25 protein-coding genes are annotated in these 25,620 nt (G+C 71.9%); 15 read left to right on the top strand and 10 right to left on the bottom strand.

The annotated features are described in order from the left end of the window. Nucleotides 1-52: 52 nt before the first annotated feature. Nucleotides 53-877 carry a methyltransferase domain-containing protein gene (locus V6N00_RS02690; protein ID WP_334230505.1) on the bottom strand — a complete coding sequence of 275 codons (825 nt, stop codon included), beginning with the start codon at nucleotides 875-877 and terminating at the stop codon, nucleotides 53-55. 72 nt (nucleotides 878-949) lie between these two features. Beyond that, on the bottom strand, nucleotides 950-2,200 hold the full coding sequence (locus tag V6N00_RS02685; RefSeq protein WP_334230504.1) for a helix-turn-helix domain-containing protein: 1,251 nt from the start codon (nucleotides 2,198-2,200) through the stop codon (nucleotides 950-952). A gap of 179 nt (nucleotides 2,201-2,379) precedes the next feature. Here V6N00_RS02685 and V6N00_RS02680 point away from each other — a divergent pair, with 179 nt between their 5' ends. Next, nucleotides 2,380-2,754: a hypothetical protein gene (locus tag V6N00_RS02680; RefSeq protein ID WP_334230503.1), complete on the top strand. Its 375-nt coding sequence runs from the start codon at nucleotides 2,380-2,382 to the stop codon at nucleotides 2,752-2,754. Between the two features lie 343 nt (nucleotides 2,755-3,097). On the opposite strand, the gene V6N00_RS02675 is transcribed toward V6N00_RS02680, so the two are convergent. After that, nucleotides 3,098-3,541, bottom strand: a complete 444-nt coding sequence (locus V6N00_RS02675) for a DUF1810 domain-containing protein (protein ID WP_334230502.1) — start codon at nucleotides 3,539-3,541, stop codon at nucleotides 3,098-3,100. Continuing rightward, nucleotides 3,538-4,176 (bottom strand): DinB family protein, encoded by a 639-nt coding sequence (locus V6N00_RS02670; RefSeq protein WP_334230501.1) that lies wholly within the window; start codon nucleotides 4,174-4,176, stop codon nucleotides 3,538-3,540. Before V6N00_RS02670 ends, V6N00_RS02675 begins: the two co-directional genes overlap by 4 nt. Nucleotides 4,177-4,359: 183 nt before the next feature. Here V6N00_RS02670 and dnaK point away from each other — a divergent pair, with 183 nt between their 5' ends. From dnaK to V6N00_RS02650, 4 genes are all read left to right on the top strand, one after another. After that, on the top strand, nucleotides 4,360-6,237 hold the full coding sequence (gene dnaK, locus V6N00_RS02665; RefSeq protein ID WP_334230500.1) for a molecular chaperone DnaK: 1,878 nt from the start codon (nucleotides 4,360-4,362) through the stop codon (nucleotides 6,235-6,237). Nucleotides 6,238-6,239: 2 nt separating this feature from the next. Beyond that, nucleotides 6,240-6,971 carry a nucleotide exchange factor GrpE gene (locus V6N00_RS02660; protein WP_334230499.1) on the top strand — a complete coding sequence of 244 codons (732 nt, stop codon included), beginning with the start codon at nucleotides 6,240-6,242 and terminating at the stop codon, nucleotides 6,969-6,971. Between the two features lie 123 nt (nucleotides 6,972-7,094). Beyond that, entirely contained in the window at nucleotides 7,095-8,105 is a 1,011-nt protein-coding gene (locus tag V6N00_RS02655; protein ID WP_334230498.1) for a DnaJ C-terminal domain-containing protein, read from the top strand. A 55-nt stretch (nucleotides 8,106-8,160) separates the two neighbouring features. Further along, a complete protein-coding gene (locus tag V6N00_RS02650; RefSeq protein WP_334230497.1) occupies nucleotides 8,161-8,592 on the top strand; it encodes a heat shock protein transcriptional repressor HspR in 432 nt (143 codons plus the stop codon). Nucleotides 8,593-8,626: 34 nt separating this feature from the next. On the opposite strand, the gene trmB is transcribed toward V6N00_RS02650, so the two are convergent. Then, the gene (trmB, locus tag V6N00_RS02645) at nucleotides 8,627-9,427 is read right to left on the bottom strand and encodes a tRNA (guanosine(46)-N7)-methyltransferase TrmB (protein ID WP_416385012.1); all 801 of its coding nucleotides are present in this window, start codon (nucleotides 9,425-9,427) and stop codon (nucleotides 8,627-8,629) included. Between the two features lie 327 nt (nucleotides 9,428-9,754). On the opposite strand from trmB, the gene V6N00_RS02640 reads away from it, so the two are divergent. Beyond that, nucleotides 9,755-11,326 carry a DEAD/DEAH box helicase gene (locus tag V6N00_RS02640; RefSeq protein ID WP_416385011.1) on the top strand — a complete coding sequence of 524 codons (1,572 nt, stop codon included), beginning with the start codon at nucleotides 9,755-9,757 and terminating at the stop codon, nucleotides 11,324-11,326. A gap of 73 nt (nucleotides 11,327-11,399) precedes the next feature. On the opposite strand, the gene V6N00_RS02635 is transcribed toward V6N00_RS02640, so the two are convergent. Continuing rightward, a complete protein-coding gene (locus tag V6N00_RS02635) occupies nucleotides 11,400-12,812 on the bottom strand; it encodes an amino acid permease (protein ID WP_334230496.1) in 1,413 nt (470 codons plus the stop codon). 264 nt (nucleotides 12,813-13,076) lie between these two features. Here V6N00_RS02635 and V6N00_RS02630 point away from each other — a divergent pair, with 264 nt between their 5' ends. From V6N00_RS02630 to V6N00_RS02620, 3 genes are all read left to right on the top strand, one after another. Further along, complete coding sequence (locus V6N00_RS02630; RefSeq protein WP_334230495.1) at nucleotides 13,077-13,511, top strand: YccF domain-containing protein; 435 nt, start codon at nucleotides 13,077-13,079, stop codon at nucleotides 13,509-13,511. Between the two features lie 2 nt (nucleotides 13,512-13,513). Then, a complete protein-coding gene (locus tag V6N00_RS02625; protein ID WP_334230494.1) occupies nucleotides 13,514-14,527 on the top strand; it encodes an aldo/keto reductase in 1,014 nt (337 codons plus the stop codon). 75 nt (nucleotides 14,528-14,602) lie between these two features. Next, nucleotides 14,603-15,103 carry a pyridoxamine 5'-phosphate oxidase family protein gene (locus V6N00_RS02620; RefSeq protein WP_334230493.1) on the top strand — a complete coding sequence of 167 codons (501 nt, stop codon included), beginning with the start codon at nucleotides 14,603-14,605 and terminating at the stop codon, nucleotides 15,101-15,103. 22 nt (nucleotides 15,104-15,125) lie between these two features. Here V6N00_RS02620 and V6N00_RS02615 read toward each other — a convergent pair whose 3' ends face one another. After that, the gene (locus V6N00_RS02615) at nucleotides 15,126-15,995 is read right to left on the bottom strand and encodes a PhzF family phenazine biosynthesis protein (RefSeq protein WP_334230492.1); all 870 of its coding nucleotides are present in this window, start codon (nucleotides 15,993-15,995) and stop codon (nucleotides 15,126-15,128) included. A 187-nt stretch (nucleotides 15,996-16,182) separates the two neighbouring features. Between V6N00_RS02615 and V6N00_RS02610 the strand changes: the two genes are divergently transcribed. From V6N00_RS02610 to V6N00_RS02600, 3 genes are all read left to right on the top strand, one after another. Continuing rightward, entirely contained in the window at nucleotides 16,183-18,021 is a 1,839-nt protein-coding gene (locus V6N00_RS02610) for a glycoside hydrolase family 3 N-terminal domain-containing protein (RefSeq protein ID WP_334230491.1), read from the top strand. A gap of 107 nt (nucleotides 18,022-18,128) precedes the next feature. Further along, nucleotides 18,129-18,839, top strand: coding sequence for a DUF899 family protein (locus tag V6N00_RS02605; RefSeq protein ID WP_334230490.1), 711 nt, complete (start codon nucleotides 18,129-18,131; stop codon nucleotides 18,837-18,839). Next, nucleotides 18,836-19,258 carry a VOC family protein gene (locus V6N00_RS02600; protein ID WP_334230489.1) on the top strand — a complete coding sequence of 141 codons (423 nt, stop codon included), beginning with the start codon at nucleotides 18,836-18,838 and terminating at the stop codon, nucleotides 19,256-19,258. The genes V6N00_RS02605 and V6N00_RS02600 overlap by 4 nt, the downstream gene beginning before the upstream one ends. Before the next feature lie 78 nt (nucleotides 19,259-19,336). Here the strand turns inward: V6N00_RS02600 and V6N00_RS02595 are convergent, their stop codons facing one another. The 3 genes from V6N00_RS02595 to hutG form a co-directional block, all read right to left on the bottom strand. Further along, nucleotides 19,337-19,885 carry a Dps family protein gene (locus tag V6N00_RS02595; RefSeq protein WP_334230488.1) on the bottom strand — a complete coding sequence of 183 codons (549 nt, stop codon included), beginning with the start codon at nucleotides 19,883-19,885 and terminating at the stop codon, nucleotides 19,337-19,339. 63 nt (nucleotides 19,886-19,948) lie between these two features. Further along, nucleotides 19,949-20,557, bottom strand: coding sequence for a putative antibiotic biosynthesis monooxygenase (locus V6N00_RS02590; protein ID WP_334230487.1), 609 nt, complete (start codon nucleotides 20,555-20,557; stop codon nucleotides 19,949-19,951). A gap of 60 nt (nucleotides 20,558-20,617) precedes the next feature. After that, a complete protein-coding gene (gene hutG, locus V6N00_RS02585; RefSeq protein WP_334230486.1) occupies nucleotides 20,618-21,595 on the bottom strand; it encodes a formimidoylglutamase in 978 nt (325 codons plus the stop codon). Nucleotides 21,596-21,694: 99 nt separating this feature from the next. Here hutG and V6N00_RS02580 point away from each other — a divergent pair, with 99 nt between their 5' ends. The 3 genes from V6N00_RS02580 to hutI all read left to right on the top strand — a co-directional run bounded on the left by V6N00_RS02580 (nucleotide 21,695) and on the right by hutI (nucleotide 25,609). After that, complete coding sequence (locus tag V6N00_RS02580; RefSeq protein WP_416385010.1) at nucleotides 21,695-22,471, top strand: IclR family transcriptional regulator; 777 nt, start codon at nucleotides 21,695-21,697, stop codon at nucleotides 22,469-22,471. Nucleotides 22,472-22,658: 187 nt separating this feature from the next. After that, nucleotides 22,659-24,410, top strand: coding sequence for a urocanate hydratase (gene hutU, locus V6N00_RS02575; protein WP_334230484.1), 1,752 nt, complete (start codon nucleotides 22,659-22,661; stop codon nucleotides 24,408-24,410). A 2-nt stretch (nucleotides 24,411-24,412) separates the two neighbouring features. Next, nucleotides 24,413-25,609 (top strand): imidazolonepropionase, encoded by a 1,197-nt coding sequence (gene hutI, locus V6N00_RS02570; RefSeq protein ID WP_334230750.1) that lies wholly within the window; start codon nucleotides 24,413-24,415, stop codon nucleotides 25,607-25,609. The last annotated feature ends 11 nt before the right edge of the window (nucleotides 25,610-25,620 follow it).

Below are 25,620 nucleotides of genomic sequence, written 5' to 3'. Positions count from 1 at the left end.
CCGAGCTGCGGCACCCGCACGTCGACGGCCGCCCGTCGCCTCTCGTCCTCGGTCAGTGCTTGACGGCGAGCACCTCGATGCTGGGCACGAGGAACACGGCGTCGGGATTCTCCGCCCACTGCCGCCAGCCCTGCGCCAGCCGGTCGAGGTAGAGATGGGAGGCGAATCCGCGCTGGACGGCCTGCTCGGCGAACGACGACCGCGTGATCCGGTCCGACCACAGCTCGGCCCACCAGCGCCCCTCGTCACCCGTGTAGCACCAGGTGCTCGCCGTCACGGTCACGTCCGTCAGCCCCGCCTGGTGCAGCCACGAGAGCAACCGGCGACCGGCGTCGGGCTCCCCGCCGTTGGACCGGGCGACGCGCTGGTACAGGCTCATCCACTCGTCCATCTCGGGCACCTGCGGGAACCACGACATGGCCTGATAGTCGGCGTCGCGCACGGCGACCAGCCCGCCCGGCCGCAGCACCCGGCGCATCGACACCAGGGCGCGGACGGGCTCGGTCAGGTGCTGGAGCACCTGGTGGGCGTGCACGACGTCGAACCGGTCGTCGGCGAAGGGAAGGTCCAGGACGTCGCCGAGCCGCCAGTGCAGGTTCGGCGGGCCGGGTTCCGCGGCCGCCGTGTCGAGCACGTCGGCCGCGCTGTCGAGGCCGATCACCTCTCCGGGCACCACGCGCTCCGCCAGGTCACGCGTGATGGTGCCGGGGCCGCAGCCGACGTCGAGAAGGCGTGTGCCCGGTGCGAGGTGAGGCAGGAGATAGCCCGCCGAGTTCTCGGCGGTGCGCCATCGGTGGGAGCGGAGCACGCTCTCGTGGTGGCCGTGGGTGTACTGCGGCAACCCGGCTGCGGGGACCGCCGGTGGTCCTGACGTCATTGTCATCCCTGTGTTGAAAGCTGGTCACATCCCGTTCGACCGGAGGTCACCCACCGTTCGCACGGACATCGGTCACGCCGAGGCAGGCGCCGTGAGGGTCACGTACTGCTTGAAAGCATCGGTCGCACGCTCGTACGCGCCGGCCCCTTCGAAGGCGTGAGCCGCGCGGAGCAGGGCCCGCGACGAGTCGGTGATCCGGCCCATGGCCTGCAGAATACGGGCGTGGATGAGCTCGGCCTCGCCCGCGGTCTGCGGGGCGAGGGTCTCGAGTTCGGCGAGGACCGGCCCGAGGTGCGTCAGCGCCTCACCCGCTCGCGAGCAGCTGAGCGCCCACCGTGCGCTCACCATGGCGAGCTCGAGCTTGTCACTGCGGTTGCCGACGACGTCGATGGCGAACTGGGCGCGCTCGAGGTACTCGGTCACCTGCTCGCTGCCGGAATCGGCCGCGATCCTCATGTCCGCGGTCGTCTTGTTCAGGCGGCCCCACTGCCGCAGGCCCATGGCGGGCGAGAGCAGGTCGATCGCCTGGTTGTGCAGGCGGACGCCCTCCTCGGGGTGTCCTTGCAGGAACGCCATGTTGCCGACAGCCCAGGCACCGCGTCCGCGCATCTGCGCCGACACGCGCGGGCTCGGCTGAAGGTCTACCTGGGCGGCCACCTCGTTGGCTTCGGCAATCTGGTCGCTCTCTGCCAACGTCGCGACGAGTGCGCACTGCGCTTCGAGCAGGGTGGACGGATTGGCCGACGGGTGTCCTTGCAGGAGATCTACAGCGGCTCGGGCATGGTGCACCGCGTCGGGTAGCCGGCCCATGCCCTGCTTGGCGGCGGCGGCAATGATCTCCGCCTCGGCCGCGAGGTTGACGGACTCACGCGCGATCGGGTGGTTGCGGAGCTGTTGACAAGCGTCCCAACACGGTTCGTACTTCTCGCTGACCATGAGGCATTCCGCATACAGCATGCTCAGGGACCACCACGCTGAGGGGTTGTGCTCCGCCTGGGCATGCGTCAGGGCTTTGGAGGCGAACTCCGCGGCCTGCTCGTAGTCGTAGTTCTTCCAGGCGGCTCTGGCCTGCATCTCGAGTTCGATCGAGGCGATCGATCCTCCTGAGGTTGCTTCTTGCTGGAAGCTGCGCAACTCGTCGATGGGCACGCTCAGACGCGCGGCCAGTTCGGTCAGGATCGCGTCCGTCGGACGTCGTCGTCCGCTCTCCAGGAGGGAGATGTAGCTCGCCGTGTAGGCATCGCCGGCGAGTTCGGCCTGGGTGAGGCCGCGGGCCAGGCGGGCCGCCTTCAGCTTCTTGCTGAAACTGGTGCTGGTGGACATTCTGTCATACTAGCAGCCTTGATTGACAAGAGCTGTCAAGTGTTTGGGTCAAATTATTTTGCTCATCGGTTGTCATATCGATGCATCATCGCGTAACCTGACAGCACGCCGCCCAGCGGGGCGGCCCCTCGGCGACGTCGGGGAACGGTGACCGCGCAGGCGGAAAGGTATGGGGAACCATGAACGTCAAGACTCGAGTTGCGAAGGCACTGCCGGTCGTCCTGGGTGCAGCGATGGCGCTGCCGTTGCTCGCTGGGGGAGCATCGGTCGCGAATGCCGCAGCCACGCCGGCCCACAGCGTCTCCTCGACCTCCGTCGCGGCGTCCGTCGCCCCCGCGGTCGGCAACTGGCCCGATCGCTTCTACACCGTCACTCCCGCGGTCGGTAACTGGCCCGATCGCTTCTACACCGTCACTCCTGCAGTCGGTAACTGGCCGGACCGCTTCTACACCGTGACCCCGGCCGTCGGTAACTGGCCGGACCGCTTCTACACCGTGACCCCGGCCGTCGGTAACTGGCCGGACCGCTTCTACTCCGCGCCCATCGCGGCCTGACAGATTTTTCAAGACCGGTTCTTGCGGTCGGTAACTGGCCCGACAGAACCAATGGGGGCTCGCTCCCGTGATCCCTGGCCGGCGCTCCGCGCCGAGGATCGACACTGGCGACGTGTCGCCCGTGGTGCACTCATCGACCCAAACCCGGTGCACCTCGGGACCATCTCGCCGACAGGTGTCAGTCCTGACCAAGTCCATCGCCCCCCCAATTGGATGGCATGTCATCGATCGTGAGCGAGTCCCGCAGGTGCCCCGAGAGAACGGCTCGGGGCACCTGCCTTGTTAACGGGCCGGTCGGCCGTCACCTCCCGTGACCGCCGGCCGGCCCGAACGGTGTACCTGCTCAGAGGCGGTCGAGCGTCGCCGGGTCCGGTTCGCCGGCGAAACAGCGGTCGAGCACCCGGGTGAAGGCGTCCTGCCCGGGGTCGGCGCGGGCGAAGAGGGTCATCGAGGAGCGGAGCTTGACCGCGTCGATCCCGCCGACGATCTCCTCCGCCGTGCCGGTGGCCGCCGCGACAGTCTCCGCGCCCCGGATCAGCCGGGGGCCGAGGACGGGATGGCTCAGGTACGCCCGGGCCTCCTCGAGCGAGCCGATCGCGTAGCGCTGGGCCATCGGGCTGCGTCCGAGGCCGGCGATCTGCGGGAACACGAACCACATCCAGTGCGTCGTCTTGCGGCCGCGCTCGAGCTCCGCCAGCGCCGACTCCCAGGTCCCGCCGGCCTGGGCCCGCACGAACCGATCGAGGTCGTACCGATCGGCGTCCGGCCGCCCGGTGTCGCCCGTCATCGTTCGTCCCCGATCGGATCCGTCGCGTCGGTGCCGCCGAAGCTCTCCGCGATGCCCGTGAGTCGGTCGTGGTAGTCCGCCCACCACTGCTCGTCCTGCGTCATCAGGTTGTCGTTGCCGTCCGAGAGCCCGGCGCTGCCGTCGATGGCCTCGCGCACGACGTCGGCGTGGCCGGCGTGACGGGCGAGATCGGTGATGACATGGACGAGGATCTGCTGCAGCGACACCGTGCGCCGCTCCTCGGACCACCACGGGACCAGGCCGAGCTCGTCCAGCGGCAGGTCGGTGATGGTCGCGTCGGCATGCAGTTGGACGCGGTGGTAGAGGCCGACGACGTCGTGCGCGGGGACGTCCGCGGGCGTCCAGAAGTCGTCGTTGTCGGCGTATTCGGGATCCCATGGCATCGGCTCCGGGAAGGGCCGGTCGAACACCTCGCCGAAGTAGCCCGCCTCGATCCCGGTGGCGTGCCGGACCAGGCCCAGCAGGTTGGTCCCCGTGCGGGTCATCGGCATCCGCAGGTGCATCTCGTCCAGTCCCTCGAGCTTCCACTCCAGGTCGCGCCGCACACTGCGCAGGTACCGGTGCAGCACGTCCTTGGCCGGGAGCGGGGTCGGCGGCGTCACGGAATCGGTCACGAGAGGCAGGCTACCGAGGTCGACGCGCGAGCGGCAGGGGCGGGGAACAGGACGACTCGACCCAGGGTTGAGTCGAGTGAACTCAAGTCGTCTTGACAACCGCGCGACGTCTCGGCAAGCTTGAGTGCAGAAGGCTCAAGACGTGCCCTCCCGCATCGTCTGTCTCGTCGAAAGGAACCACCCATGTCCCGTGCAGTAGGCATCGACCTCGGTACCACCAACTCGGTCGTCTCCGTCCTCGAGGGCGGCGAGCCCACCGTGATCGCCAATGCCGAGGGTGCTCGCACCACGCCGTCGGTCGTCGCGTTCTCCAAGTCCGGCGAGGTCCTCGTCGGCGAGATCGCCAAGCGCCAGTCGGTCAACAACATCGATCGCACCATCTCGTCGGTCAAGCGCCACATGGGCACCGACTGGACCATCGACATCGATGACAAGAAGTACACGCCGCAGGAGATCTCGGCGCGCATCCTGATGAAGCTGAAGAACGACGCGGAGAGTTACCTCGGCGAGAAGGTCACCGACGCGGTCATCACCGTCCCGGCGTACTTCAACGACGCCGAGCGCCAGGCCACCAAGGAGGCCGGCGAGATCGCCGGTCTGAACGTCTCCCGCATCGTCAACGAGCCGACCGCGGCCGCCCTGGCCTACGGCCTGGACAAGGGCAAGGAGGACGAGCTCATCCTCGTCTTCGACCTCGGTGGCGGCACGTTCGACGTCTCCCTGCTCGAGGTGGGCAAGGACGACGACGGCTTCTCGACCATCCAGGTCCGTGCCACGGCCGGTGACAACCGCCTCGGCGGCGACGACTGGGACCAGCGCGTCGTGAACTACCTGCTCGAGCGCGCGAAGGCGGGCACCGGCGTCGACCTGTCCAAGGACAAGATCGCGCTGCAGCGTCTGCGTGAGGCCGCCGAGCAGGCCAAGAAGGAGCTCTCCAGCGCCACGAGCACCAACGTGTCGCTGCAGTACCTCTCCGTCACCCCGGACGGCCCGGTGCACCTGGACGAGCGCCTCACCCGCGCCAAGTTCCAGGAGCTGACCTCGGACCTGCTGGACCGGACCAAGAAGCCGTTCCACGACGTCATCGCCGAGGCCGGCGTGAAGGTCTCGGACATCGACCACGTCATCCTGGTCGGCGGCTCGACCCGCATGCCCGCCGTCTCCGAGCTCGTCAAGGAGCTCGCCGGCGGCAAGGAGCCCAACAAGGGCGTCAACCCGGACGAGGTCGTCGCCGTCGGCGCGGCCCTGCAGGCCGGTGTCCTCAAGGGCGAGCGCAAGGACGTGCTGCTGATCGACGTCACCCCGCTGAGCCTCGGCATCGAGACCAAGGGCGGCGTGATGACCAAGCTGATCGAACGCAACACCGCGATCCCGACCAAGCGCAGCGAGACCTTCACGACCGCCGACGACAACCAGCCGTCCGTGTCCATCCAGGTCTTCCAGGGCGAGCGCGAGTTCACTCGCGACAACAAGCCGCTCGGTACCTTCGAGCTGACCGGCATCGCGCCGGCTCCCCGCGGCGTGCCGCAGGTCGAGGTCACCTTCGACATCGACGCCAACGGCATCGTGCACGTGTCCGCCAAGGACAAGGGCACCGGCACCGAGCAGTCGATGACCATCACCGGCGGTACCTCGCTGGCGAAGGACGACATCGACCGCATGGTGCGCGAGGCCGAGGAGCACGCCGCCGAGGACAAGAAGCGCCGCGAGGCCGCGGACGCCCGCAACAACGCCGAGCAGCTCGCCTACTCGACGGACAAGCTGCTCAAGGACAACGCCGACAAGCTGCCCGAGGACGTCAAGACCGAGGTCCAGGGCGACGTCGACGCGCTGAAGTCGGCCCTCGAGGGCTCCGACGACGACGCCGTCAAGTCCGCGCTGGAGAAGCTGCAGGCGTCTCAGTCCAAGCTCGGTGAGGCGATCTACTCCCAGGCCCAGGCCGGTGGCGCGTCCGCCGGTGCCGGCGCCGAGGACGCTTCCTCCACCGGGGAGAGCTCCGCGAAGGCCGACGAGGACATCGTCGACGCCGAGGTCATCGACGAGGACGAGGACAAGAAGTAGTCATGGGCGCACAGACACCGCAGGATCCCCACGAGTCCGAGGATCCCCGGGAGCCCGGGCGCGACGGCGAGAACGGCGAGGGTCCCGTCTTCCGGGACAACCGCCGGATCGACCCGGTGACCGGTGAGGTCCGCGGCGGGTCCGGGAGCGAGGCTCCCGGGTCCGTGGACGGACCCGCCGGGCCGCCGGCCGCCGGTGACGCCGCGGAGGGCACCGACCGCGACGTCGTGGCCGAGGCCGAGGCGATCCTGGACGGGGCCGGAGCCGAGGGCATCAGCACCGCCGACGCCGACCGGGAGGCCGCTGAGGCGGTCAGCGACGGCGACCGTCTCGCGGCCGAACGGCTCGCCGACCTGCAGCGGCTCCAGGCGGAGTTCGTCAACTACCGGCGCCGGGTGGACCGGGACCGGGACGTGGCCCGGACCAACGCGGTGATCTCCGTGCTCACCGCCCTGCTGCCCGTCCTCGACGACCTGGACGCCGCGCGTCGGCACGGCGACCTCGCCGAGGGGCCGTTCGCGGCGATCGCCGCGAAGCTCGACACCGTGCTCACCCAGCAGGGGCTCGAGCGCTACGGCGAGGTCGGCACCGTCTTCGACCCCGCCATCCACGAGGCGCTGCTGCAGCAGCCCAGCGACGAGGTCGACCCCGGCCACGTCAGCCACGTGCTGCGCTCCGGCTACCGTGTGGGGGACCGCGTCCTGCGCGCCGCGCAGGTGGGCGTCGCCTCCTGATCCCTCCGGGGTGCCGGGCGACCGGCACCCCCTCGAGACGGACCGTCGTCGTGCGCTGACCCAGCGACGGCGGCGGTCCGCTCGTCCTTCACTTCCCCGTCACTCCCGCAGAATCGAGACGCCATGGCCAGTCAGGACTGGATCGAGAAGGACTTCTACCAGGTCCTCGGTGTGTCCAAGGACGCCACGGAGGCCGACATCAAGAAGGCGTACCGCAAGCTCGCGCGGAAGTACCACCCCGACCAGAATCCCGGCGACGCCGCGGCCGAGGAGAAGTTCAAGGACATCGCCGAGGCGAACTCCGTGCTCTCCGACCCGGAGGACCGGCGCCAGTACGACGCCATCCGTGCCATGGGCTCGGGCGCCCGGTTCAGTGCCGGCGGCGCCGGTGCCGGGGCGGGCGGCGGCTTCGAGGACGTCTTCGGCGGCCTGTTCAACGGCGGCGGGCGCACCCGGACCCGCTACTCGACGCCCGGCGGCGGGGGCGGGTTCGACGCCTCGGACCTGCCGCCCGAGTTCCGCGACCTCTTCGGTGGCGGCGGCTTCGGCGGGGGCGGCGGGTTCGGCGGCTACGGCCAGCAGGCGACCCGGAAGGGCGGCGACCGCCAGGCCACGACGTCGATCTCCTTCGCCGGCTCCATCCGCGGCACGACCATCGGTCTGCGCGAGGGCGACGGCGACGTGATCGAGGTCCGTGTGCCGGCCGGCGTGCGGGACGGCCAGAAGATCCGCGTGCGTGGCAAAGGCCACCCCGGGGCGGCCGGCGCGGGCGACCTCATCGTCACCGTGCACGTCAAGCCGCACGACCTGTTCACCCGCGACGGCGACGACATCCGCATCACCGTGCCGGTGACCTTCCCCGAGGCCGCGCTCGGCGCGTCGGTCGCGGTGCCGACCACCGACGGTGAGACCGTGAACGTCAAGGTGCCGGCGGGGACGCCGTCCGGCCGGACGCTGCGCGTCAAGGGCCGCGGGGTAGCCACGAAGAAGCGCACGGGCGATCTGCTGGTCAAGGTCGAGGTCGCGGTGCCGCAGAAGCTGAGCGGAGCGGCACAGGACGCGGTCAAGGCCTTCGCCGAGGCGACCGGCGACGCGGATCCCCGACGGGACCTCGCCGCCCGCGCCCGCCTGTGAATCGGTCCGGTCGACCCGGCGCCACGGGTCCGCCCACCACGCGAGAGGAGTGAGCATGGACATCGACGCCGACGCTCCGATCTTCGTCATCTCGGTCGCGGCCGAGCTCGCCGAGATGCACCCGCAGACCCTGCGCCAGTACGACCGGATGGGCATCGTCACCCCGCAGCGCTCGCCCGGCCGATCACGGCGCTACTCGAAGCAGGACGTGGACGCCCTGCGCATGGTGCAGCGCCTCTCGCAGGAGGGCGTCTCCCTCGAGGGCATCCGCCGGGTGATGCAGCTGGAGAACCAGGTGCGGGCGCTCCAGGGCCGCGTCACCGAGCTGACCGAGGAGCTCGCCCGGGCGCAGGCCGCCGGCGGGGTGGTCGACGCCTCCCGCGTGTTCGCCGCAGGCATCGCCGGCGACGTCGTCTCCCTCACTCGAGGTCAGCGCCCACGCGGCCGCTCGCAGGCCGTCGTGCTCTGGCGCCGACCGGCGCGCTGAGGCCGCTCGGCACACCCGCCCGGATGCGGCGTCGTCAGCGCCGCACGTACGTCAGGTCGCGGATGACCCTGCCCGCCGCGATGCCCTTGCGCTCGAAACCGGTCTCGATGCGGCGCTCGAACCGCGGGGACCAGCCGTCGGCCCCCTCGTTCGCGGCACTGAACTCGGCCACCTGGTCGAGGGTCTCGCGCATCTGCTCCGCGTACTCCTCCCAGTCCGTCGCCAGACGCCACCGGCCACCGGGCCGCAGTACCCGCGCCACCAGGGCGGCGAACTCGGGGGAGACCAGGCGGCGCTTGTGGTGCCGCTTCTTCGGCCACGGGTCGGGGAAGAACATCCAGACCTCGTCCACGGACGCCGGGACGAGCATCGTGGCGAACACGTCGGGCGCGTTCGCCTCGATCACCCGGATGTTCGGCGCGCCCGCGGTGTCCGCCTTGCGCATCAGATCCGACAGGCCGGGACGGTAGACGTCGAGGGCCAGGAAGTCCTGCTCCGGGGCGGCCGCGGCCGCGGCGACGACGGCGTCCCCCAGGCCGGATCCGATCTCCACGACGAGGGGAGCGCTCCGCCCGAAGGCGCTGGCGGCGTCGAACCGGGCCTCGGGGTCGACGGACGTCGCGGCCGAGGCACGCGGCACGTCCACCAGGTAGTGCCCGCTCAGGCGCTCCCACGCGGCCAGCTGCTTGCCCTGCAGGCGGGTGCCCCGCCGCACGAAGGAGAGCACGCCACGGTGGTGCTCGTGCCCCGGGTCGCCGGGATCCGCAGGGCTCTCCGGGCTCGACGTCGGCGTTCCGTCGGCGGCCTGCGCGGTCTCGTCCTCGTGTTCCGTCACGGCGGTCAAGCCTAGCGGGACGGCCGCCGACAGCACCCCGTGTGACCAATCACGCCGCTCCCGATCCGCCCGTCGACGCGCCTGCGACGTAGGATCGAGAAGGTACCGGCACGTCGGACGGCATTTCCGTCCTGGTGCGCCATCATCGGCCCGCTCGATCCCGCGGGCCGCCCTGCGGCTCCAGCCGCACCGGCTCACGCCGGTTGCGACCACCCGCCGGTACGCGTCGCGAATCTGACGACCCGCCGTTCACCCGGCCCTTCCTTTTCCGGCGCACCCGCCGTGATTCCTCGCGCGCGGGCCCGACCATCGAGAGGTTCCACCCTCGTGACATCCTTCGCCGACCTCGGCGTACCCTCCGTTCTCGCGGACTCCCTGACCGCCGCCGGCATCGCCGCTCCCTTCCCCATCCAGGAAGCGACCCTCCCCGACTCGCTGGCCGGCAAGGACGTGCTCGGCCGCGGCCGCACCGGTTCCGGCAAGACCCTGGCCTTCAGCCTGCCGCTCGTCGCCCGCCTGGCCGGCGTCACGCGCCGTCCCTCGCGCCCCACCGGGCTCGTCCTCGCACCGACCCGTGAGCTCGCGACGCAGATCAACGCGACCCTCGAGCCCCTGGCCAACGCCCTCGGTCTGCGCACCACCGTCATATTCGGCGGCGTCTCGCAGAAGCGGCAGGAGACCGCGCTGCGCGCCGGCGCCGACATCGTCGTCGCCTGCCCCGGACGGCTCGAGGACCTGCTCCGCCAGAAGGTCCTGACCCTGGCCGACGTGCGGATCACCGTGCTGGACGAGGCGGACCACATGGCCGACCTCGGCTTTCTCCCGGTCGTCCGGCGCCTGCTGGACACCACCGCCAAGGACGCCCAGCGGCTGCTGTTCTCCGCGACCCTGGACAACGGGGTCGACGTGCTGGTCAAGCGGTACCTGCACAACCCGACCGTGCACTCGGTCGACGAGTCCTCCGCGGCCGTCACCACGATGGAGCACCGCGTGTTCCTCACGGATGCCGACGGCAAGAAGGACCTCGTGCGCATGCTCGCCTCGGGCACGGGCCGGCGCGTCATGTTCATGCGCACCAAGCACCACGCCAAGAAGATGGCCAAGCAGCTCACCCAGTCCGGCATCCCGGCGGTCGACCTGCACGGCAACCTCTCCCAGAACGCCCGCGACCGGAACCTCGCGCAGTTCTCCTCCGGCGAGGTGCGCGTGCTGGTCGCGACCGACGTCGCCGCCCGCGGCGTGCACGTCGACGACGTCGAGCTGGTCGTCCACATCGACCCGCCGACGGAGCACAAGGCCTATCTGCACCGGTCCGGGCGTACCGCGCGGGCCGGGTCGGACGGCACCGTTGTCACCGTCGTGCTGCCCGAGCAGCGCCAGGACGTGCGCAAGCTGCTGCGTGCCGCCGGGGTGAACGCCGCACTGGAGACCGTGACCGCGCAGTCGCCTGAGGTGGCCGCCGTCGTCGGTGAGGTCGCCCCGTACGTCGCTCCCGCTCCGGCCCGCCAGCCGGCCGCCGCCAAGGCCACGCCCGCGCGGTCGGGTGGCGCGGCGAAGCCGGCTCGCTCCAGCGGTGGTCGCTCCGGTGGCGGCCGTGGCCGGCCCCGCGACGGTCAGGGTGACGCCGTATCGGCGCCCCGCTCGACGGCGGGCGGCCCGCGCGGCTCGCGTCGCGGTGGCGGTTCCGGCCGCAGCGCGTCGTCCTCGACCTCGCGGCCGGCGACGACGGTCGCGTACAGCACGTCGACCGGCGCGCCCGGTGGTTCGTCCACCGGGAACGGTGGCTCCCGCCGCGCCGGTGCTCCGGCCGGACCGGCGCGCGGCGCCGGATCCGGTGCCGGCCGTCGTCGTGGTCCTCGCCGCGCCGACTCGCCGAACACCGCGCGTCGCCAGGGCTGAGGCCGCCTCACGCATCACTCACCGGCTCGTCACGGGACTGCTCCCGTGGCGAGCCGGCGTCGTCTGCGGGTGGTCAGCGCCGGGCGTTGCCTCCCAGCCGCGGGCTGTCCGGGTTCATCACCGAGTGGCGCCGCGAGTACAGGAAGTAGATCAGCAGGCCGATCGCGAGCCAGACGACGAACCGCACGTAGGTCTCGAGGTTCTGGATCGAGACGATCAGCCACAGCGAGAACAGGACGCCGACGGCCGGGGTGACCGGCATCAGCGGGGTGCGGAACTCGCGTTGCAGGTCGGGACGGCGGTAGCGCAGCACGATGACGGCGACGCAGACGACGACGAACGCGGACAGGATGCCGATGTTCGTCAGGCCCGCCGCCTCCTCAATCGGCAGCACGCCCGCAATGATCGCCGCGCCGATCCCCGCCAGCCACGTGACGCGCACCGGGACGCGCCGCTTGGCATCGGTCTTCGCGAACCAGGCCGGCAGCAGCCCGTCCCGGCTCATCGAGAACCACACGCGGGTCACCCCGAGCGTGAAGGTGATCATGACCGTCAGGATGGAGATGATCGCCCCGACCGCGATGACGTTCGCGATCACGGGCATCCCCACGGCGTTGAACGCCGAGGAGAAGCCGCTCTCCGGGTCGATCTCGGTGTACTTCTGCATGCCGGTCAGCACCAGCGTCGCGAGCACGTAGAGCACCATCGCGATGGCGAGCGAGTACAGGATGGCCTTGGGCATGTGCTTCGTGGAGTCCTTCGACTCCTCGGCGGCCGTGCTCATCGCGTCGTACCCGAAGACCGCGAAGAACACCGTCGCCGCGCCCGCCATCACCCCCGAGAACCCGAAGGGGAAGTACGGCGAGTAGTTGGCCGTGTTGATGTGGAACACGCCGAGCACGACGATCAGCAGCACGAGCGCCACCTTCAGGCCGACGAAGAACATCTCCGCCCGGGCCGCGCTGCCGATGCCGCGCGTGAGGATGAACGCGGTGAGCAGGCAGAGGATCATCGCGAACAGGTCGACGACGTGCCCGTCGCCCGTGCCGGGAGCGCCCAGCATCCAGGCGGGCAGGTGGATGCCCACCTGCCCGAGCAGGAAGCCGAAGTAGCCCGAGATGCCGATCGCGACGACGGCGACGATGGCGATGTACTCCAGCAGCAGGTCCCAGCCGATGAACCAGCCGACGATCTCCCCGAGTGCGGCGTAGCCGTAGGTGTAGGCGGAGCCGGCCTTGGGCACCATGCCCGCGAACTCCGCGTAGGAGAACGCCGCCGCCGCGCTCGCGACGCCGGCGATGAGGAAGGACAGCAGCACCGCCGGGCCGGCCTTGCCGTTGGCGACCGCGCCGGCCAGGGAGAAGATGCCGGCGCCGATGATGCCGCCGACGCCGATCGCGGTGAGCTGCCACAGGCCGAGGGTGCGCTTGAGGGAGTTCTCCTCGACCTCCGGCTCGATCTCGCCGATCGGCTTGCGGCGGAGCACGGAGTACGGATTGGCCGCGCGTGCCGTCCGCGGCGCCGTCCCCGGCGCTCTCCCTCCGGGGGGTGTCGATGGTGATGATGACACGGTGACCTCCTGCGTGCGAGTGCGGGAAGCGGGCCCGGGCGCCGAGCCGGAACAGGCGTCCCGTGAGCGCGGTGCGGGGGCTCGGATGCTGTGATGCTACCCGTGTTGCGGGCCTGTGGCAGGGGACGTCGCCTGCCGGCGACGGTGGCGGCCGGGAAAAGTTCGGGACAGAATCGGACCATGAGGACCCTGCTGAATCTGATCTGGCTCGTGCTCGGTGGCCTCTGGCTGGCCGTCGCCTACGCCCTCGCCGGCGTCGTGTGCTGTCTGCTGATCGTCACCATCCCCTTCGGCATCGCGTCCTTCCGCATCGCCGCGTACGCCCTGTGGCCCTTCGGCCGGACGATCGTGGATCGCGGCGGCAGCCCGGGCATGGTCGCGACGCTCGGCAACGTCATCTGGTTCGTCGTCGCCGGCATCTGGATCGCCGTCGGGCACGTCGTGACCGCGGCCGCCCAGGCGGTCACGATCGTCGGCATCCCGCTCGCGATCGCCAACCTGAAGATGGTGCCCGTCTCCCTGATGCCCCTCGGCAAGCAGATCGTGCCCACCACCCGCACCCTGACGACCGTCGGCGGCCGTCCCGTCGGAGCCTTCGGGTACGAGGGACGCTGACCATGGAGCACGTCACCCTCGGCACCGGGGCGGCCGGTCCGCTCACCGTCAGCGCCCTCGGCTTCGGCGGCATGGCCCTGACCTCCGCGTACGGCGGGCTCGCGTCCGACGAGGCGCTCGCCGTGCTGAACGCCGCCGTCGACGACGGCATCACCTTCATCGACACGGCCAACGTCTACGGCGACGGCACGAACGAGGAGCTCGTCGGCCGGCTGCTCGCGGACCGTCGGGACGAGGTCACGGTCGCGACGAAGTTCGGCATCGTGCACGGCGCGGACGGCACCCGCCACGCGCGCGGCGACGCCGATTACGTGCGCCGGTGCGCGGAGGAGAGCCTGCAGCGGCTCGGCACCGAGACCATCGACCTGTTCTACCTGCACCGGCGGGACCTCTCCGTGCCGCTGAGCGAGACCGTCGGCGCGATGGCGTCCCTCGTGACGGACGGCCTCGTCCGGCACCTCGGGCTGTGCGAGGTGACCGCCGAGGAACTGCGGGAGGCGCACGAGGTCCACCCGATCACCGCCGTGCAGAGCGAGTGGTCCGTGTTCAGCCGGGACGTCGAGCGCGCCGTCGTGCCCGCCTGTGCGCAGCTCGGCGTCGGCTTCGTCCCGTTCTCGCCGCTCGGCCGCGGGTTCCTCGCCGGCTCCGTGCGCTCCGCCGCCGACCTGGGCCCGGACGACGCCCGGCACGGCTTCCCCCGCTTCGACGACGCCAACCTCAAGGCGAACCTCGCACTGCTGGCCGAGATCGAGGCCAGCGCCCACGAGACCGGCATCACCCTGGCCGAGATGTCGCTGGCCTGGCTCTACGCCAAGGGGGAAGAGGCCGGCGTGACCGACGTGCCCATTCCCGGCTCGCGGCACCCCGAGCGCAACCGGCAGAACGCCGCCGCGGTGGACATCAGCCTGTCGGCCGAGCAGGTCGCCGAACTCGACGGCGCGGCGGCCCGTGTGTCCGGGGGCCGCTCCCGCGACCGGTCCTGGGTGTCGGAGGGCCGCGAGGACGCCGACGCCTGATGTCATCTGTGTTTCGACAACCGAGGGATCTAGGCTGACGTGGTCAGACCCGACCACGAACGTCAGGAGCGCGACATGACCCAGCCCAGCACCAACAGCCCGTCCGAGGACACCGCCAAGATCGTCGACCTGATGCGCAAGGACCGCACCGTCATGGTCGGCACCGTGCTGACCGACGGATCGATCCAGTCTCGGCCGATGTCCGTGCAGACGGTCGAGGACGACGGCACCCTGTGGTTCTTCGCCCACGACGACGGCCCCCTGGCCGAGCAGCTGACGTCGCACCCGCAGGTCAACGTCGCCTTCGCCGGCTCCGATCACTGGGTTTCCCTGTCCGGTTCGGCGCGTCTCGAGCACAGCCGCGCGAAGGTCGACGAGCTGTGGGACTCGACGACGGACGCCTTCTTCCCCGACGGCAAGGAGACGCCCGGCCTGACCCTCATCGAGGTCAGCCCCGACTCGGCCGAGTACTGGGACCAGCCCGGCGGCGGCGTCGGCGCCCTGTTCAACTTCGTCAAGGCGAAGGTCACGGGCGGCACCTACGACGGCGGCTCGAGCGGCAGCACCGAGCTGTAGCCGGACTCCGGGGTATCCCGGGTCAGATCAGGACCGCGCCCCGGATGCACGGGACCGCGTCGCCGCCGACCCACACGTCGTCGCCGTCCGCGGTCACGTGCACCCGGCCGGCCCGGCCGATCACGGTGCCCTGCGCAGCGACGTAGGACCGGGGGAGCACCCCGTCGGCGATCAGCCACTGGGCCAGGGAGGCGTTGAGGCTGCCGGTGACGGGGTCCTCCGCGATGCCGGCTCCGGCCGCGAACGCGCGCACCTCGAGCTGCGTCGGTCCACCGGCCGGTTCGAGCCCGGCGACGCCCACCTTCAGGTCCCCGAGGACGGCGCCGTCCGGCTCGAGCTCGCGGACCGTCACAGCGTCGGGCAGCAGGACGCCCACCCAGCCGGGTCCGTTGTCGACCCAGCGGGAGGCCACGACCTGGTCCGGGGTGATCCGCAGGCCCGCGACGACCCGGTCCAGCGTCTGCCGGTCGACCGGGCCGGACCGGATCGTCGGCGGGGCGGCGAAGGCCAGCCGGCCGCCGTCGCGGCGGATCCGGATCAGCCCGGCCGCGCACTCCTGGATCAGGTCGCCGTCGGGGTCGCGCGGTCCGCCGCCGGCGGCGAGCCACGCCTGCGCGCTCCCCAGCGTCGGGTGGCCCGCGAACGGTAACTCCTCGGCGGGCGTGAAGATCCGCAGCCGGTAGTCGGCGCCCGGGTCCGTGGGCGGCAGGACGAACGTCGTCTCCGAGAGGTTCGTCCACGCGGCAAACCGGCGCATGGTGGCCTCGTCCAGGCCCTCGGCGTCCAGCACGACGGCCACCGGGTTGCCGCGGTAGGGCTCGGCAGTGAAGACGTCGACCTGCGCGAAGGCGCGCTCACGGGCAACGGCGGGGGTGGCGGTCGGCTCGTTCATGGGAGCGACTCTAGGTGACCGCGGGACCGGGGCGGATGCGGGACCGTTACCGAATCGCCGTCTCGCCCGTCGTCCGCCGGTGGCGGCAGCGCGTAGCCTGTGGCTGGCGACCGAAAAGGGGTGGATCGCAATGGGGCGGTTGACGAGAACGGCGCGGTCGGTGACGACGGGGCGATCGAGACGGACGGTGCGACGCACCGCCGGCGTGCTGGCCATGGTGCTCGTGCTCGCCACGGCGACGCCGGCGACGGCGAGCGTCATCCCCACCTCGGGCAACCTGATCGGCCGGTTGTCCCTCGAGCAGCGGGTCGGGCAGCTGTTCATGGTCTCCAACGGTGCGAGCGCCGTCGACCCCGCGGTCACCGCCCTGATCCGGGACCGCCATGTCGGCAACGTCATGCTCAGCGGGCGCAGCAGCGCCGGCGTCGGTGCGACCGCGACGGTCACGCGCACCCTGCAGGCCACGGCCGGCGCCTCGACGGGCGGGTACCGGCTCGCCGTCTCCACCGACCAGGAGGGCGGCGCCGTCCAGGTGCTCAGCGGCCCCGGCTTCTCCACGATCCCGCGAGCGCTCACGCAGGGCACGTGGGACGACGCGACGCTGCGCACCTCGGCCGCGGCCTGGGGCCGGCAGCTGCTCCTCGCGGGGGTCTCCGTGGACCTCGCCCCCGTGGCGGACACCGTCCCGAGCGCCGCCTTCGCCCCGTACAACGCGCCGATCGGCGCCTTCTCGCGGCAGTACGGGTACACGCCCGCGCTGGTCTCGGCGAAGTCGCGGGCCTTCGCAGCCGGGATGACGGACGCGGGCGTCGCCGCCACGCCCAAGCACTTCCCGGGCCTCGGCCGGGTCACCGGCAACACCGACACGACGTCCGGGGTCACGGACACGCAGACCACCCGCACCGACCCCTACCCGCAGCCCTTCCGGGACCACGTCGCGGCCGGCGCCCGCTGGATGATGGTCTCGACCGCCTACTACAGCCGCATCGACGCGGCGAACCCGGCCGCGTTCTCGCCCACCGTGGTCACCGGCATGATGCGTTCCGACCTCGGGTTCACCGGCGTCATCGTCTCGGACGACCTGTGCAACGCGAAGCAGGTCGCCGCCTGGACGCCCGCCCAGCGCGCCCAGAACTTCATCAACGCGGGCGGCACCATGGTGCTGTGCGGGAGCTCCACCATGACCGCCCAGATGTACGACGCGGTGCTCGCGCGGGCGAAGGTCGACGCTGCGTTCGCCGCGAAGGTCAACCAGGCCGCCCTGATCGTCACGCGCACCAAGGCGACCAGTGGCAGCCCCACCATTCCGAGCGCGGGGGACCTGATCGCCCGCTCCTCGACCGGTGACCTGCTCGACTACGGCGCCACCGGCCACGGCGCCGTCCTGCCCGCCCGCCGGATCGGGTCCGGCTGGAGCACGCTGCACGCGGGTGCGACGGTCGACTGGAACGGCGACGGCACGTTCGACGTCGTCGCCTCCTTCGCCGGCGGGGATCTGCGGCTCTATCCCGGGTACAACGGCGGCGGCTTCGCGCCGGCCACGACCATCGGGCGCGGGTGGGACGGGTACCAGCTGATCCCGGGCACCTGGCTCGACGGCGCCCGCTTCCCGGGGATGCTGGCGAAGAGCCCGGCCGGCCAGCTCGTGTACTACGCCAACGCCGCCGGGACCGGGCTGACCTCGGGCGTGGTCGTCGTCGCCTCGTGGCCCGCCGTCGAGACCGTGATGGTCGACGCCGACGGCAACGGGCACAGCGACCTCGTCACCCGCGGGGCCGACGGCACGCTGCGGCTCTACCGCAGCGACGGCGCCGGCCGGTTCGTACCCGGGTCCACCGTGATCGGCACCGGGTGGCAGCACGCCCTGAGCATGACCGTGGTGAACGGATTCGCGTTCCCGGGCAGCACGGGCCTGCTGGTCCGGTTCGACGACGGGTCGCTGCGCTACTACGCGCTGGCGGGCGGCCAGGTCACCTCCGGGCCGATCATCGGTCACGGCTGGGGAACGCTGACGACGCTGCACTGACGGCACTGCACTGACGGGCGTCTGTACGGGCGCAGCAGCTCTTGTCGGCCCGCCGACCGCGACCTAGGCTCGATGTGGACGTTGTTCACATCGTGTCGGGAGGACCCATGACGACCACCGCCCCTGCGCTGCCCGAGATCGTCGACCGTGACACCTGGGAGCAGCGCCGCCAGGACCACCTGGAGCGGGAGAAGGCGTGGACGCGTCTCGGTGACGAGGTCAGCGCCGCCCGCCGCCGCCTGCCGATGACACCGATGCCCGCCTACACGTTCGACGGACCGGACGGGCCCGTGACGCTGCTGGAGCTCTTCGCCGGCCGGCGCCAGCTGATCGTGCAGAACTTCATGTTCGACCCGGCGTGGGACGCGGGCTGCCCGTCCTGCTCCAACCTCGCCGACAACGTCCCCCACCTGGCCCACTTCGGGCCGTACGACATCGCGTGGGCGCGGATCTCGGCGGCGCCGGTGGAGAAGCTGACCGCATACAGCCGGCGGATGGGCTGGACGGTGCCGTGGGTCTCGTCCGGGAACAGCGGTTACAACCGGGACTGGGGCTGGACCCGGGACGACGGCGAGTACCCCGGCGTCAGCTTCTACGTGCGCGACGGGCAGGACGTCTACCTCACCTTCGCCACCGAGGGGCGGGGCGTCGAACCGCTCAGCGCGCTCGCCGGCTACCTCGACCGCACCGTGTGGGGGCGGCAGAAGGACTGGGAGGACTCGCCTCCGGGCTGGCCGCAGACCGAGTCGTTCATGCGGAACCGCCGCCACGACGAGTACGACGGTGCCGGCGAGCCCGGCGGGCAGGCGACCCGATGACCGCCGAGGTCGCGGAGGGCTGGCCCCGCGTCTACGTCCTGTTCCCGGCGACGGCGCGGGAGGCCCTCGGCTTCTACCACCGGGCGTTCGGCGGCGACCTCGTCCTGCACACCTACGAGGAGTTCGGACGCGACGACGGGCCGGCCGACGCCATCGCCCACGGGGAGCTGCGCGGACCCGTGACCGTCTTCGGCGCGGATGCCGGCTCCGGAGAGGCGAGCCTGCGGATGGACGGCATGATGCTCTCCATCCTCGGCACGGACGACGCGCGGCTGCGCGCGTGGTTCGCGGCCCTCGCCGAGGGCGGTCAGGTGCTCGACGACCTGCAGGAGCGGGCCTGGGGCGCCGTCGACGGCCAGGTGCGCGACCGGTACGGGCTGCGCTGGCTGATCGGCATCGAGCCGGCCACCGGCGCCTGACCCCTCCTGGCCCGTCGGACGACGAAGGGCGGCGGCACCCGTCGTCGGGTGCCGCCGCCCTCGCGGGGGTCGGGCGCATCAGGCCTTCGCCGCGGCGTCCTTCTCGGTCGTCGCGCCCTCGTGGCGCAGGCCGCCGCCGGTGTTCTCCAGGTGGGCCCGGATGAACCACTGGAACTTCTCGAGCTCGGCCACCTGGCCGATCAGCATGTCCTGGGTGACCAGGTCCAGGTCGTCGAGGACCTGGATGTCCGCGCGGTGGTCCTCGATCACGCCGTTGTAGACGAGGTCGAGCGCCGCGAGGTGCTCGGAGGTGTTGGCACGGCCGATGGAGTAGTCCTCCCACGTGCGCCGGGCCACCAGGTCACCGGGCAGGCCGTTCGGCGGCACGCCCAGGGCGGCCATCCGCTCGGCAAGGTCGTCGACGAAGCCGCGGACCAGTTCGATCTGCGGGTCGAGCATCTCGTGGACCCCGATGAAGTCGCGCCCGATGACGTTCCAGTGGGCGTGCTTGAGGGTCAACTGCAGGTCGTTCAGGGCGTGCAGGCGGATCTGCAGCAGCTCCCCGACCTTGTGCCCGTCCTCCACGCTCAGGCCGGGAACCGTGAATTTCGCATCGTTCGTTGCCATGCTCGGACTGCTCTCCTCACCATCGACTCACGATCGGCACCGTCGTGCCGTTCTGCGAAACCATCATAGTGCTGATGATTCCGGGCCCTCCACCGTGCTCGGCCGAGAGGACGTCCTCGCGCGGCGGGGCGCATGCAGCCACGGGGACAGCACGCGCGTGCTCCAGGGCAGGAAGAAGTACGTCATCAACGGCACGGCGACCACCGTGGACGCCAGCACCCGCAACGGCAGCACCCAGCCCCCGATCACCGGGCTCATCAACCACTGCAGGGCCAGGCTGACGGGGAAGAACACGACGAAGATGCTGATCATCTGCTTCCAGCGCGGCGGCGTGCGGAGCGGCTCGGCGACGATTCCGTCCGCAGGCTCCTCGAACCAGCCCTCGATGCCGGTGCGGCGCTGCTCCCGGTCGTGCTGGACCATGCCCTCGGCCGTGTTCATCCACCAGAGGCGCTCGGGCGACTCCTCCCACACCCGCAGGGTGCGCTCGCTGCTGAACCGGTAGAGCATGTGCCACCGGTCGGCCGACTCCTGCGACTGGATCCAGCCCGACCCGAGGTAGCCGGGGAAGTGGCGGGCCAGGTCCTGGCCGGCACGCGCCCACACCTCCACCTGGCGCAGCCGGGAGGGGTCGACGACGCGCGTGATCGACACGGTGACGGCAGGGTTCATGCCACCAGTCAACCGCACGTTGACGACACCCACGCGACCCGAGTGGCGCACACCACGCCCTCAGGACGCGGCCGCGGCCTCGTGCACCAGGGTCGTGATCAGCCGGGCGGCGGTGCGGGCGGTGCGCTGGTCGATATCGAGCGCGGGCAGCAGCTCGACGACGTCGACGAGCGCGAGCCTGCCGCTCGCGGCCACGTGCCGGCAGACGGTATGGATCACCTCGAGGGCCACGCCGTAGCCGGCCGGGGCGCTGACGCCGGGGGCCACCGCGGCGGGGAGCACGTCCAGGTCGATGCTCAGGTGCACGACGTCGACGTCGGCCAGGAGCGCGTCGACGGTCGCCAGCACCGCCGGCAGATTCGCCGTCGTGCACTGCTCGTCCGTCAGGTACTGCACACCGAGGTCGGCCGCGGTGTCGAACAGGGCGCGGGTGTTGGACGGCTCGCTGATGCCGAGGACGGTGTACCGGAAGGCGCGGCCGGCGGCGCGGTCCGCGTCGGCCATCTGCCGGAACGGGGTGCCCGAAGACGGGGCGTCGGCGGTGCGCAGGTCGAAGTGGGCGTCGAGGTTGAGCACACCGACGCGAGAATCAGGCTGTCCCGTCCCGCCGAGGCGGGTGCTGCGCGCGCGGCCCAGGTAGCTGCCCCACGCCGTCTCGTGGCCGCCGCCGAGCACGACGACGAGGTCGTGCGCGTCCAGGGCCACCGCCACCCGGTCGGCGAGGCGGTCCTGGCCGCCCTCCAGATCCGTGCCGTCGACCGTCACCGTGCCGGCGTCGACGATCGGGACGTCGGTGTGCAGGGCGAGCGGTGCCAGCGCGCGGCGCAGCGCGTCCGGCCCCGCGGCCGCCCCGGTCCGCCCCTGGTTGCGCCGCACGCCCTCGTCACTGGCGAAGCCCACGAGGGCGACGCCCCGCTCGGCCGCCGGCATCGTCCCGTCGGGCGCAGGGCGCCGGACCACCTCGTGCCAGCGCCGGTGCTCGGGGCCGGCGCCGTCGGTGCGGCCGTGCCAGGGGGAGTCAGGGGCGTCGGGGCTCATGCTGCGATTCTCCGTTGCCGGGACCGGTGTCACCGCGACCGGACACGGCGGTATCGTCTGAGATCCCGGACAGGGGACGAGAGGCGGGAGATGCGGTCCATGGATTCGAAGGTCCCCGCGGCGACCAACACGCTGCGCATGCTGCGCTTCCTCGCCAGCCGGCGCGGGCCGGTGTCGGCCGCGTCGATCGGCGTGGCCCTCGACCTGCCCCGGTCGACCGTCTACCACCTGCTCGCCGTCATGATCGACGAGGGGTTCGTGACGCACCTGCCGGAGGAGCGGATCTACGGGCTGGGCATCGCGGCGTTCGAGCTGTCCTCGGCGTGGGTGCGGCACGACCCGATGGCCCGTCTGGGGGCGCCCCTGCTGCGCGCGCTCGTCGACGCCGTCGGGGAGAACGCCCACCTCGCCCTGCTGCACGCGCGCGACGTCGTCTACGTCGTGGAGGAGCGAGCGGCGGGCCGCCCGTCGCTCGTGACCGACGTGGGGGTGCGGATCCCCGCGCATCTGACCGCGAGCGGCCGCTCGATGCTCGCCGATCTGCCGCCGGCCCAGGTGAGGGCGCTCTACCCCAATCGCGACGCCTTCTCGACCCGGTGGGAGCACACGACGATCACGACGCCCAGCCGGCTCCGCGCCGAGCTCGACCGGACCCGCGCGCGCGGGTGGGCCGTCGAGGAAGGGGACGTCACGCCCGAGTTCGCCTCGGTCGCCGTCGCCGCTCACGACCACCGGGGCCTGCCGGTGGCCGGCGTCGCCCTGACCTTCCTCTCCCACCGCGTGGACGAGGAGCGACGCCGGGCGCTGGTCGACGAACTGCGCCGGACCGCCGATGCGCTCTCGACCCGGCTGCACGGGAGTCCGCGGACCACCTGAACGGGGCCCGTCTGGGCCCGAGCAGGACTGCCGAGCGTGTCCGGGATCCCGGACAGAAGGCGCGGCGGCGACGGTTCACGGTGTTGCCGGCGTGGTGCCATGGAGGCAGTCCCGGGCCCGGTCGGCCCGGTCGACGTCCCGACCCCGCGCGGCATCGCACCGCCGTCGAGTACCAGGAGAGATGACCATGGCCCTGCCCGGAGCCCGTCCCGTCCGCGCCCCTCGTGGCACCGAGCTCAGTGCCCGGAGCTGGCAGACCGAGGCGCCGCTGCGGATGCTGATGAACAACCTCGACCCCGAGGTCGCCGAGCGCCCCGACGACCTCGTCGTCTACGGCGGCACCGGTCGCGCCGCGCGCAGCTGGGCCGCGTACGACGCCATCGTCGACACCCTGAAGGACCTGGCCGACGACGAGACGCTGCTCGTGCAGTCCGGCAAGCCGGTCGGCGTGTTCCGCACGAACGTGTGGGCGCCGCGCGTGCTGATCGCCAACTCCAACCTCGTCGGGGACTGGGCCACCTGGCCCGAGTTCCGCCGGCTCGAGGCCGAGGGTCTGACCATGTACGGCCAGATGACCGCCGGCTCGTGGATCTACATCGCGACCCAGGGCATCCTGCAGGGCACTTTCGAGACGTTCCACGCCGTCGCGAAGGTCATGCACGAGGACGGCCGGCTGACCGAGCCGACGCTCGCCGGGACGCTGACCCTGACCGGCGGCTGCGGCGGCATGGGCGGCGCGCAGCCGCTCGCCGTGACCCTCAACGGGGGCGCCTGCCTGGTCGTCGACGTCGACGAGACCCGGCTGCGCCGGAGGCAGGCCAAGCGCTACCTCGACGAGGTGGAGACCGATCTCGAGACCGCGCTCGCCAAGGTCGTCGCCGCGAAGGCCGAGCGCCGCGCCCTGTCCGTCGGGTACGTGGGCAACGCCGCGACCGTCTTCCCCGAACTGCTGCGCCGGCACCAGGCCGGGGACCTGACGGTCGACGTCGTCACCGACCAGACCTCCGCGCACGACCCGCTGTCCTACCTGCCGACCGAGTACACCGTCGAGCAGTGGGAGGCCGAGGCCGCCGCGGACCCCGACGGGTTCACCAAGAAGGCCCGCGAGTCCATGGCGACCCAGGTGCAGGCCATGGTCGAGTTCCGCGACGCGGGCGCCGAGGTGTTCGACTACGGCAACTCGATCCGCGACGAGGCCCGGCAGGCCGGCTACGCCCGCGCCTTCGACTTCCCCGGATTCGTGCCCGCCTACATCCGGCCCCTGTTCTGCGAGGGCCTGGGGCCCTTCCGCTGGGTGGCGCTCTCGGGCGACCCGAAGGACATCGAGATCACCGACGCCGCGATCAAGGAGCTGTTCCCGGAGAACGAGCACCTGCACCGGTGGCTCGACGCCGCTGCGGACCGGGTCGAGTTCGAGGGCCTGCCCGCCCGGATCTGCTGGCTCGGCTACGGCGAGCGGCACCGTGCCGCGCTGCGGTTCAACGAGCTCGTGGCCGACGGCACCCTCTCCGCCCCGATCGTCATCGGGCGGGACCACCTGGACTCCGGCTCCGTCGCCTCGCCGTACCGGGAGACGGAGGCGATGGCCGACGGGTCCGACGCGATCGCCGACTGGCCGCTGCTCAACGCCCTGACCGCCGCCTCCTCCGGGGCCACCTGGGTCTCGATCCACCACGGCGGCGGCGTCGGCATCGGCCGCTCCCAGCACGCCGGGCAGGTGGGCGTCGCGGACGGCACCCCGCTGGCCGCTCAGAAGCTCGAGCGGCTGCTGACCAACGACCCGGGCATGGGCATCATCCGGCACGCCGACGCCGGCTACGAGCGGGCGCTCGAGGTCGCCGACGAGCGCGGCGTCCGGATCCCCATGAGCTCCCCAACCTCGCAAGCTCGGTCGGGGGCCCCTGCTCACGTGGGCCCACCCATGCGGGACCAGCGGTGAGCATGTCCGGTCCCGCCTCGACGCTCGTCACCGGCATCGCGGAGCTGACGACGGTCGACGACGAGTTCGGCACGTTCCGCGACGCCGCGCTCGTGATCGAGGGCGATCGGATCGCGTGGGTCGGGCCCGCGTCCGGCGCGCCGGCGGCCGATACGGCCGTCGACGTCGGCGGCCGGGCCGTGCTCCCGGGCTGGGTCGACTCGCACACCCACCTTGTGTTCGACGGGGACCGGGCCGCCGAGTTCGCCGCCCGGATGGCCGGGCAGGCGTACGAGGCCGGGGGTATCGCCGTGACCACCGATGCCACCCGTGCCGCCGACGACGCCCGGCTCGATGCCCTGGTCGCCGCCCGGGTGCGGGAGGCGCTGGCCGGGGGCACCACAAGCCTGGAGACCAAGACCGGGTACGGCCTCACCGTGCCGGACGAGGCCCGCAGCGCGCGGATCGCCGCCGCCCACGTCGAGGACGTCACCTTCCTCGGGGCCCATCTGGTGCCCGACGGACTCGACCCGGACGCCTACGTCGACACCGTGTGCGGGCCCATGCTCGACGCCGTCGCCCCGCACGTGCGCTGGGCGGACGTGTTCTGCGAACGCGGGGCGTTCACCGTCGAGCAGTCCCGCCGCGTGCTCACCGCCTGCCGCGAGGCCGGCCTCGGGCTGCGCGTGCACGGCAACCAGCTCGGCCCCGGCGGGGGCGTCGCGCTGGCCGTCGAGGTCGGCGCGGCCTCGGTGGACCACGTCAACCACGTCACCGACGACGACGTCGCGGCGCTCGCGGCCTCGGACACCGTGGCCACCGTTCTCCCCGCGTGCGACCTCTCGACCCGGGCCCCGCTCGCCCCGGCCCGCCGGCTGCTCGACGCCGGGGCCACCGTCGCGATCGCCTCCAACGCCAACCCCGGCACGAGCTGGACGACGTCGATGGCGTTCTGCGTCGCGACCGCCGTGCTGCAGATGGGCCTGACCGTCGAGGAGGCGGTCACGGCCGCCACGCTCGGTGGCGCGAAGGCCCTGCGGCGCGACGTCGGGACCGCCGACCGGCCCGCCGCCGGGCGCCTGGCCGTGGGCGCCCGCGCCGACCTGCAGGTCCTCGACGCCCCGTCCGCCGTGCACCTGGCCTACCGGCCCGGCATGCCCCTGACGTGGGCCGTCTGGCAGCGCGGCCGCCAGGTCGTCACCCCCGCCGGCCGCCCCTGAACCTCGACCCC

Source organism: Tersicoccus mangrovi (assembly GCF_036881825.1).
GTDB classification, from domain to species: domain Bacteria; phylum Actinomycetota; class Actinomycetes; order Actinomycetales; family Micrococcaceae; genus Tersicoccus; species Tersicoccus mangrovi.
The sequence above is the reverse complement of the archived record's forward strand: the minus strand, read 5'-3'. Positions and strand labels throughout refer to the sequence as shown.

What these genes read in the sequence shown, in the direction of transcription:
- V6N00_RS02690 (WP_334230505.1), bottom strand. Translation starts at nt 877, where the DNA reads ATGACGTCAGGACCACCGGCGGTCCCCGCAGCCGGGTTGCCGCAGTAC.
- V6N00_RS02685 (WP_334230504.1), bottom strand. Translation starts at nt 2,200, where the DNA reads ATGTCCACCAGCACCAGTTTCAGCAAGAAGCTGAAGGCGGCCCGCCTG.
- V6N00_RS02680 (WP_334230503.1), top strand. Translation starts at nt 2,380, where the DNA reads ATGAACGTCAAGACTCGAGTTGCGAAGGCACTGCCGGTCGTCCTGGGT.
- V6N00_RS02675 (WP_334230502.1), bottom strand. Translation starts at nt 3,541, where the DNA reads ATGACGGGCGACACCGGGCGGCCGGACGCCGATCGGTACGACCTCGAT.
- dnaK (WP_334230500.1), top strand. Translation starts at nt 4,360, where the DNA reads ATGTCCCGTGCAGTAGGCATCGACCTCGGTACCACCAACTCGGTCGTC.
- V6N00_RS02660 (WP_334230499.1), top strand. Translation starts at nt 6,240, where the DNA reads ATGGGCGCACAGACACCGCAGGATCCCCACGAGTCCGAGGATCCCCGG.
- V6N00_RS02655 (WP_334230498.1), top strand. Translation starts at nt 7,095, where the DNA reads ATGGCCAGTCAGGACTGGATCGAGAAGGACTTCTACCAGGTCCTCGGT.
- V6N00_RS02650 (WP_334230497.1), top strand. Translation starts at nt 8,161, where the DNA reads ATGGACATCGACGCCGACGCTCCGATCTTCGTCATCTCGGTCGCGGCC.
- V6N00_RS02630 (WP_334230495.1), top strand. Translation starts at nt 13,077, where the DNA reads ATGAGGACCCTGCTGAATCTGATCTGGCTCGTGCTCGGTGGCCTCTGG.
- V6N00_RS02625 (WP_334230494.1), top strand. Translation starts at nt 13,514, where the DNA reads ATGGAGCACGTCACCCTCGGCACCGGGGCGGCCGGTCCGCTCACCGTC.
- V6N00_RS02620 (WP_334230493.1), top strand. Translation starts at nt 14,603, where the DNA reads ATGACCCAGCCCAGCACCAACAGCCCGTCCGAGGACACCGCCAAGATC.
- V6N00_RS02615 (WP_334230492.1), bottom strand. Translation starts at nt 15,995, where the DNA reads ATGAACGAGCCGACCGCCACCCCCGCCGTTGCCCGTGAGCGCGCCTTC.
- V6N00_RS02605 (WP_334230490.1), top strand. Translation starts at nt 18,129, where the DNA reads ATGACGACCACCGCCCCTGCGCTGCCCGAGATCGTCGACCGTGACACC.
- V6N00_RS02600 (WP_334230489.1), top strand. Translation starts at nt 18,836, where the DNA reads ATGACCGCCGAGGTCGCGGAGGGCTGGCCCCGCGTCTACGTCCTGTTC.
- V6N00_RS02595 (WP_334230488.1), bottom strand. Translation starts at nt 19,885, where the DNA reads ATGGCAACGAACGATGCGAAATTCACGGTTCCCGGCCTGAGCGTGGAG.
- V6N00_RS02590 (WP_334230487.1), bottom strand. Translation starts at nt 20,557, where the DNA reads ATGAACCCTGCCGTCACCGTGTCGATCACGCGCGTCGTCGACCCCTCC.
- hutG (WP_334230486.1), bottom strand. Translation starts at nt 21,595, where the DNA reads ATGAGCCCCGACGCCCCTGACTCCCCCTGGCACGGCCGCACCGACGGC.
- V6N00_RS02580 (WP_416385010.1), top strand. Translation starts at nt 21,695, where the DNA reads ATGGATTCGAAGGTCCCCGCGGCGACCAACACGCTGCGCATGCTGCGC.
- hutU (WP_334230484.1), top strand. Translation starts at nt 22,659, where the DNA reads ATGGCCCTGCCCGGAGCCCGTCCCGTCCGCGCCCCTCGTGGCACCGAG.
- hutI (WP_334230750.1), top strand. Translation starts at nt 24,413, where the DNA reads ATGTCCGGTCCCGCCTCGACGCTCGTCACCGGCATCGCGGAGCTGACG.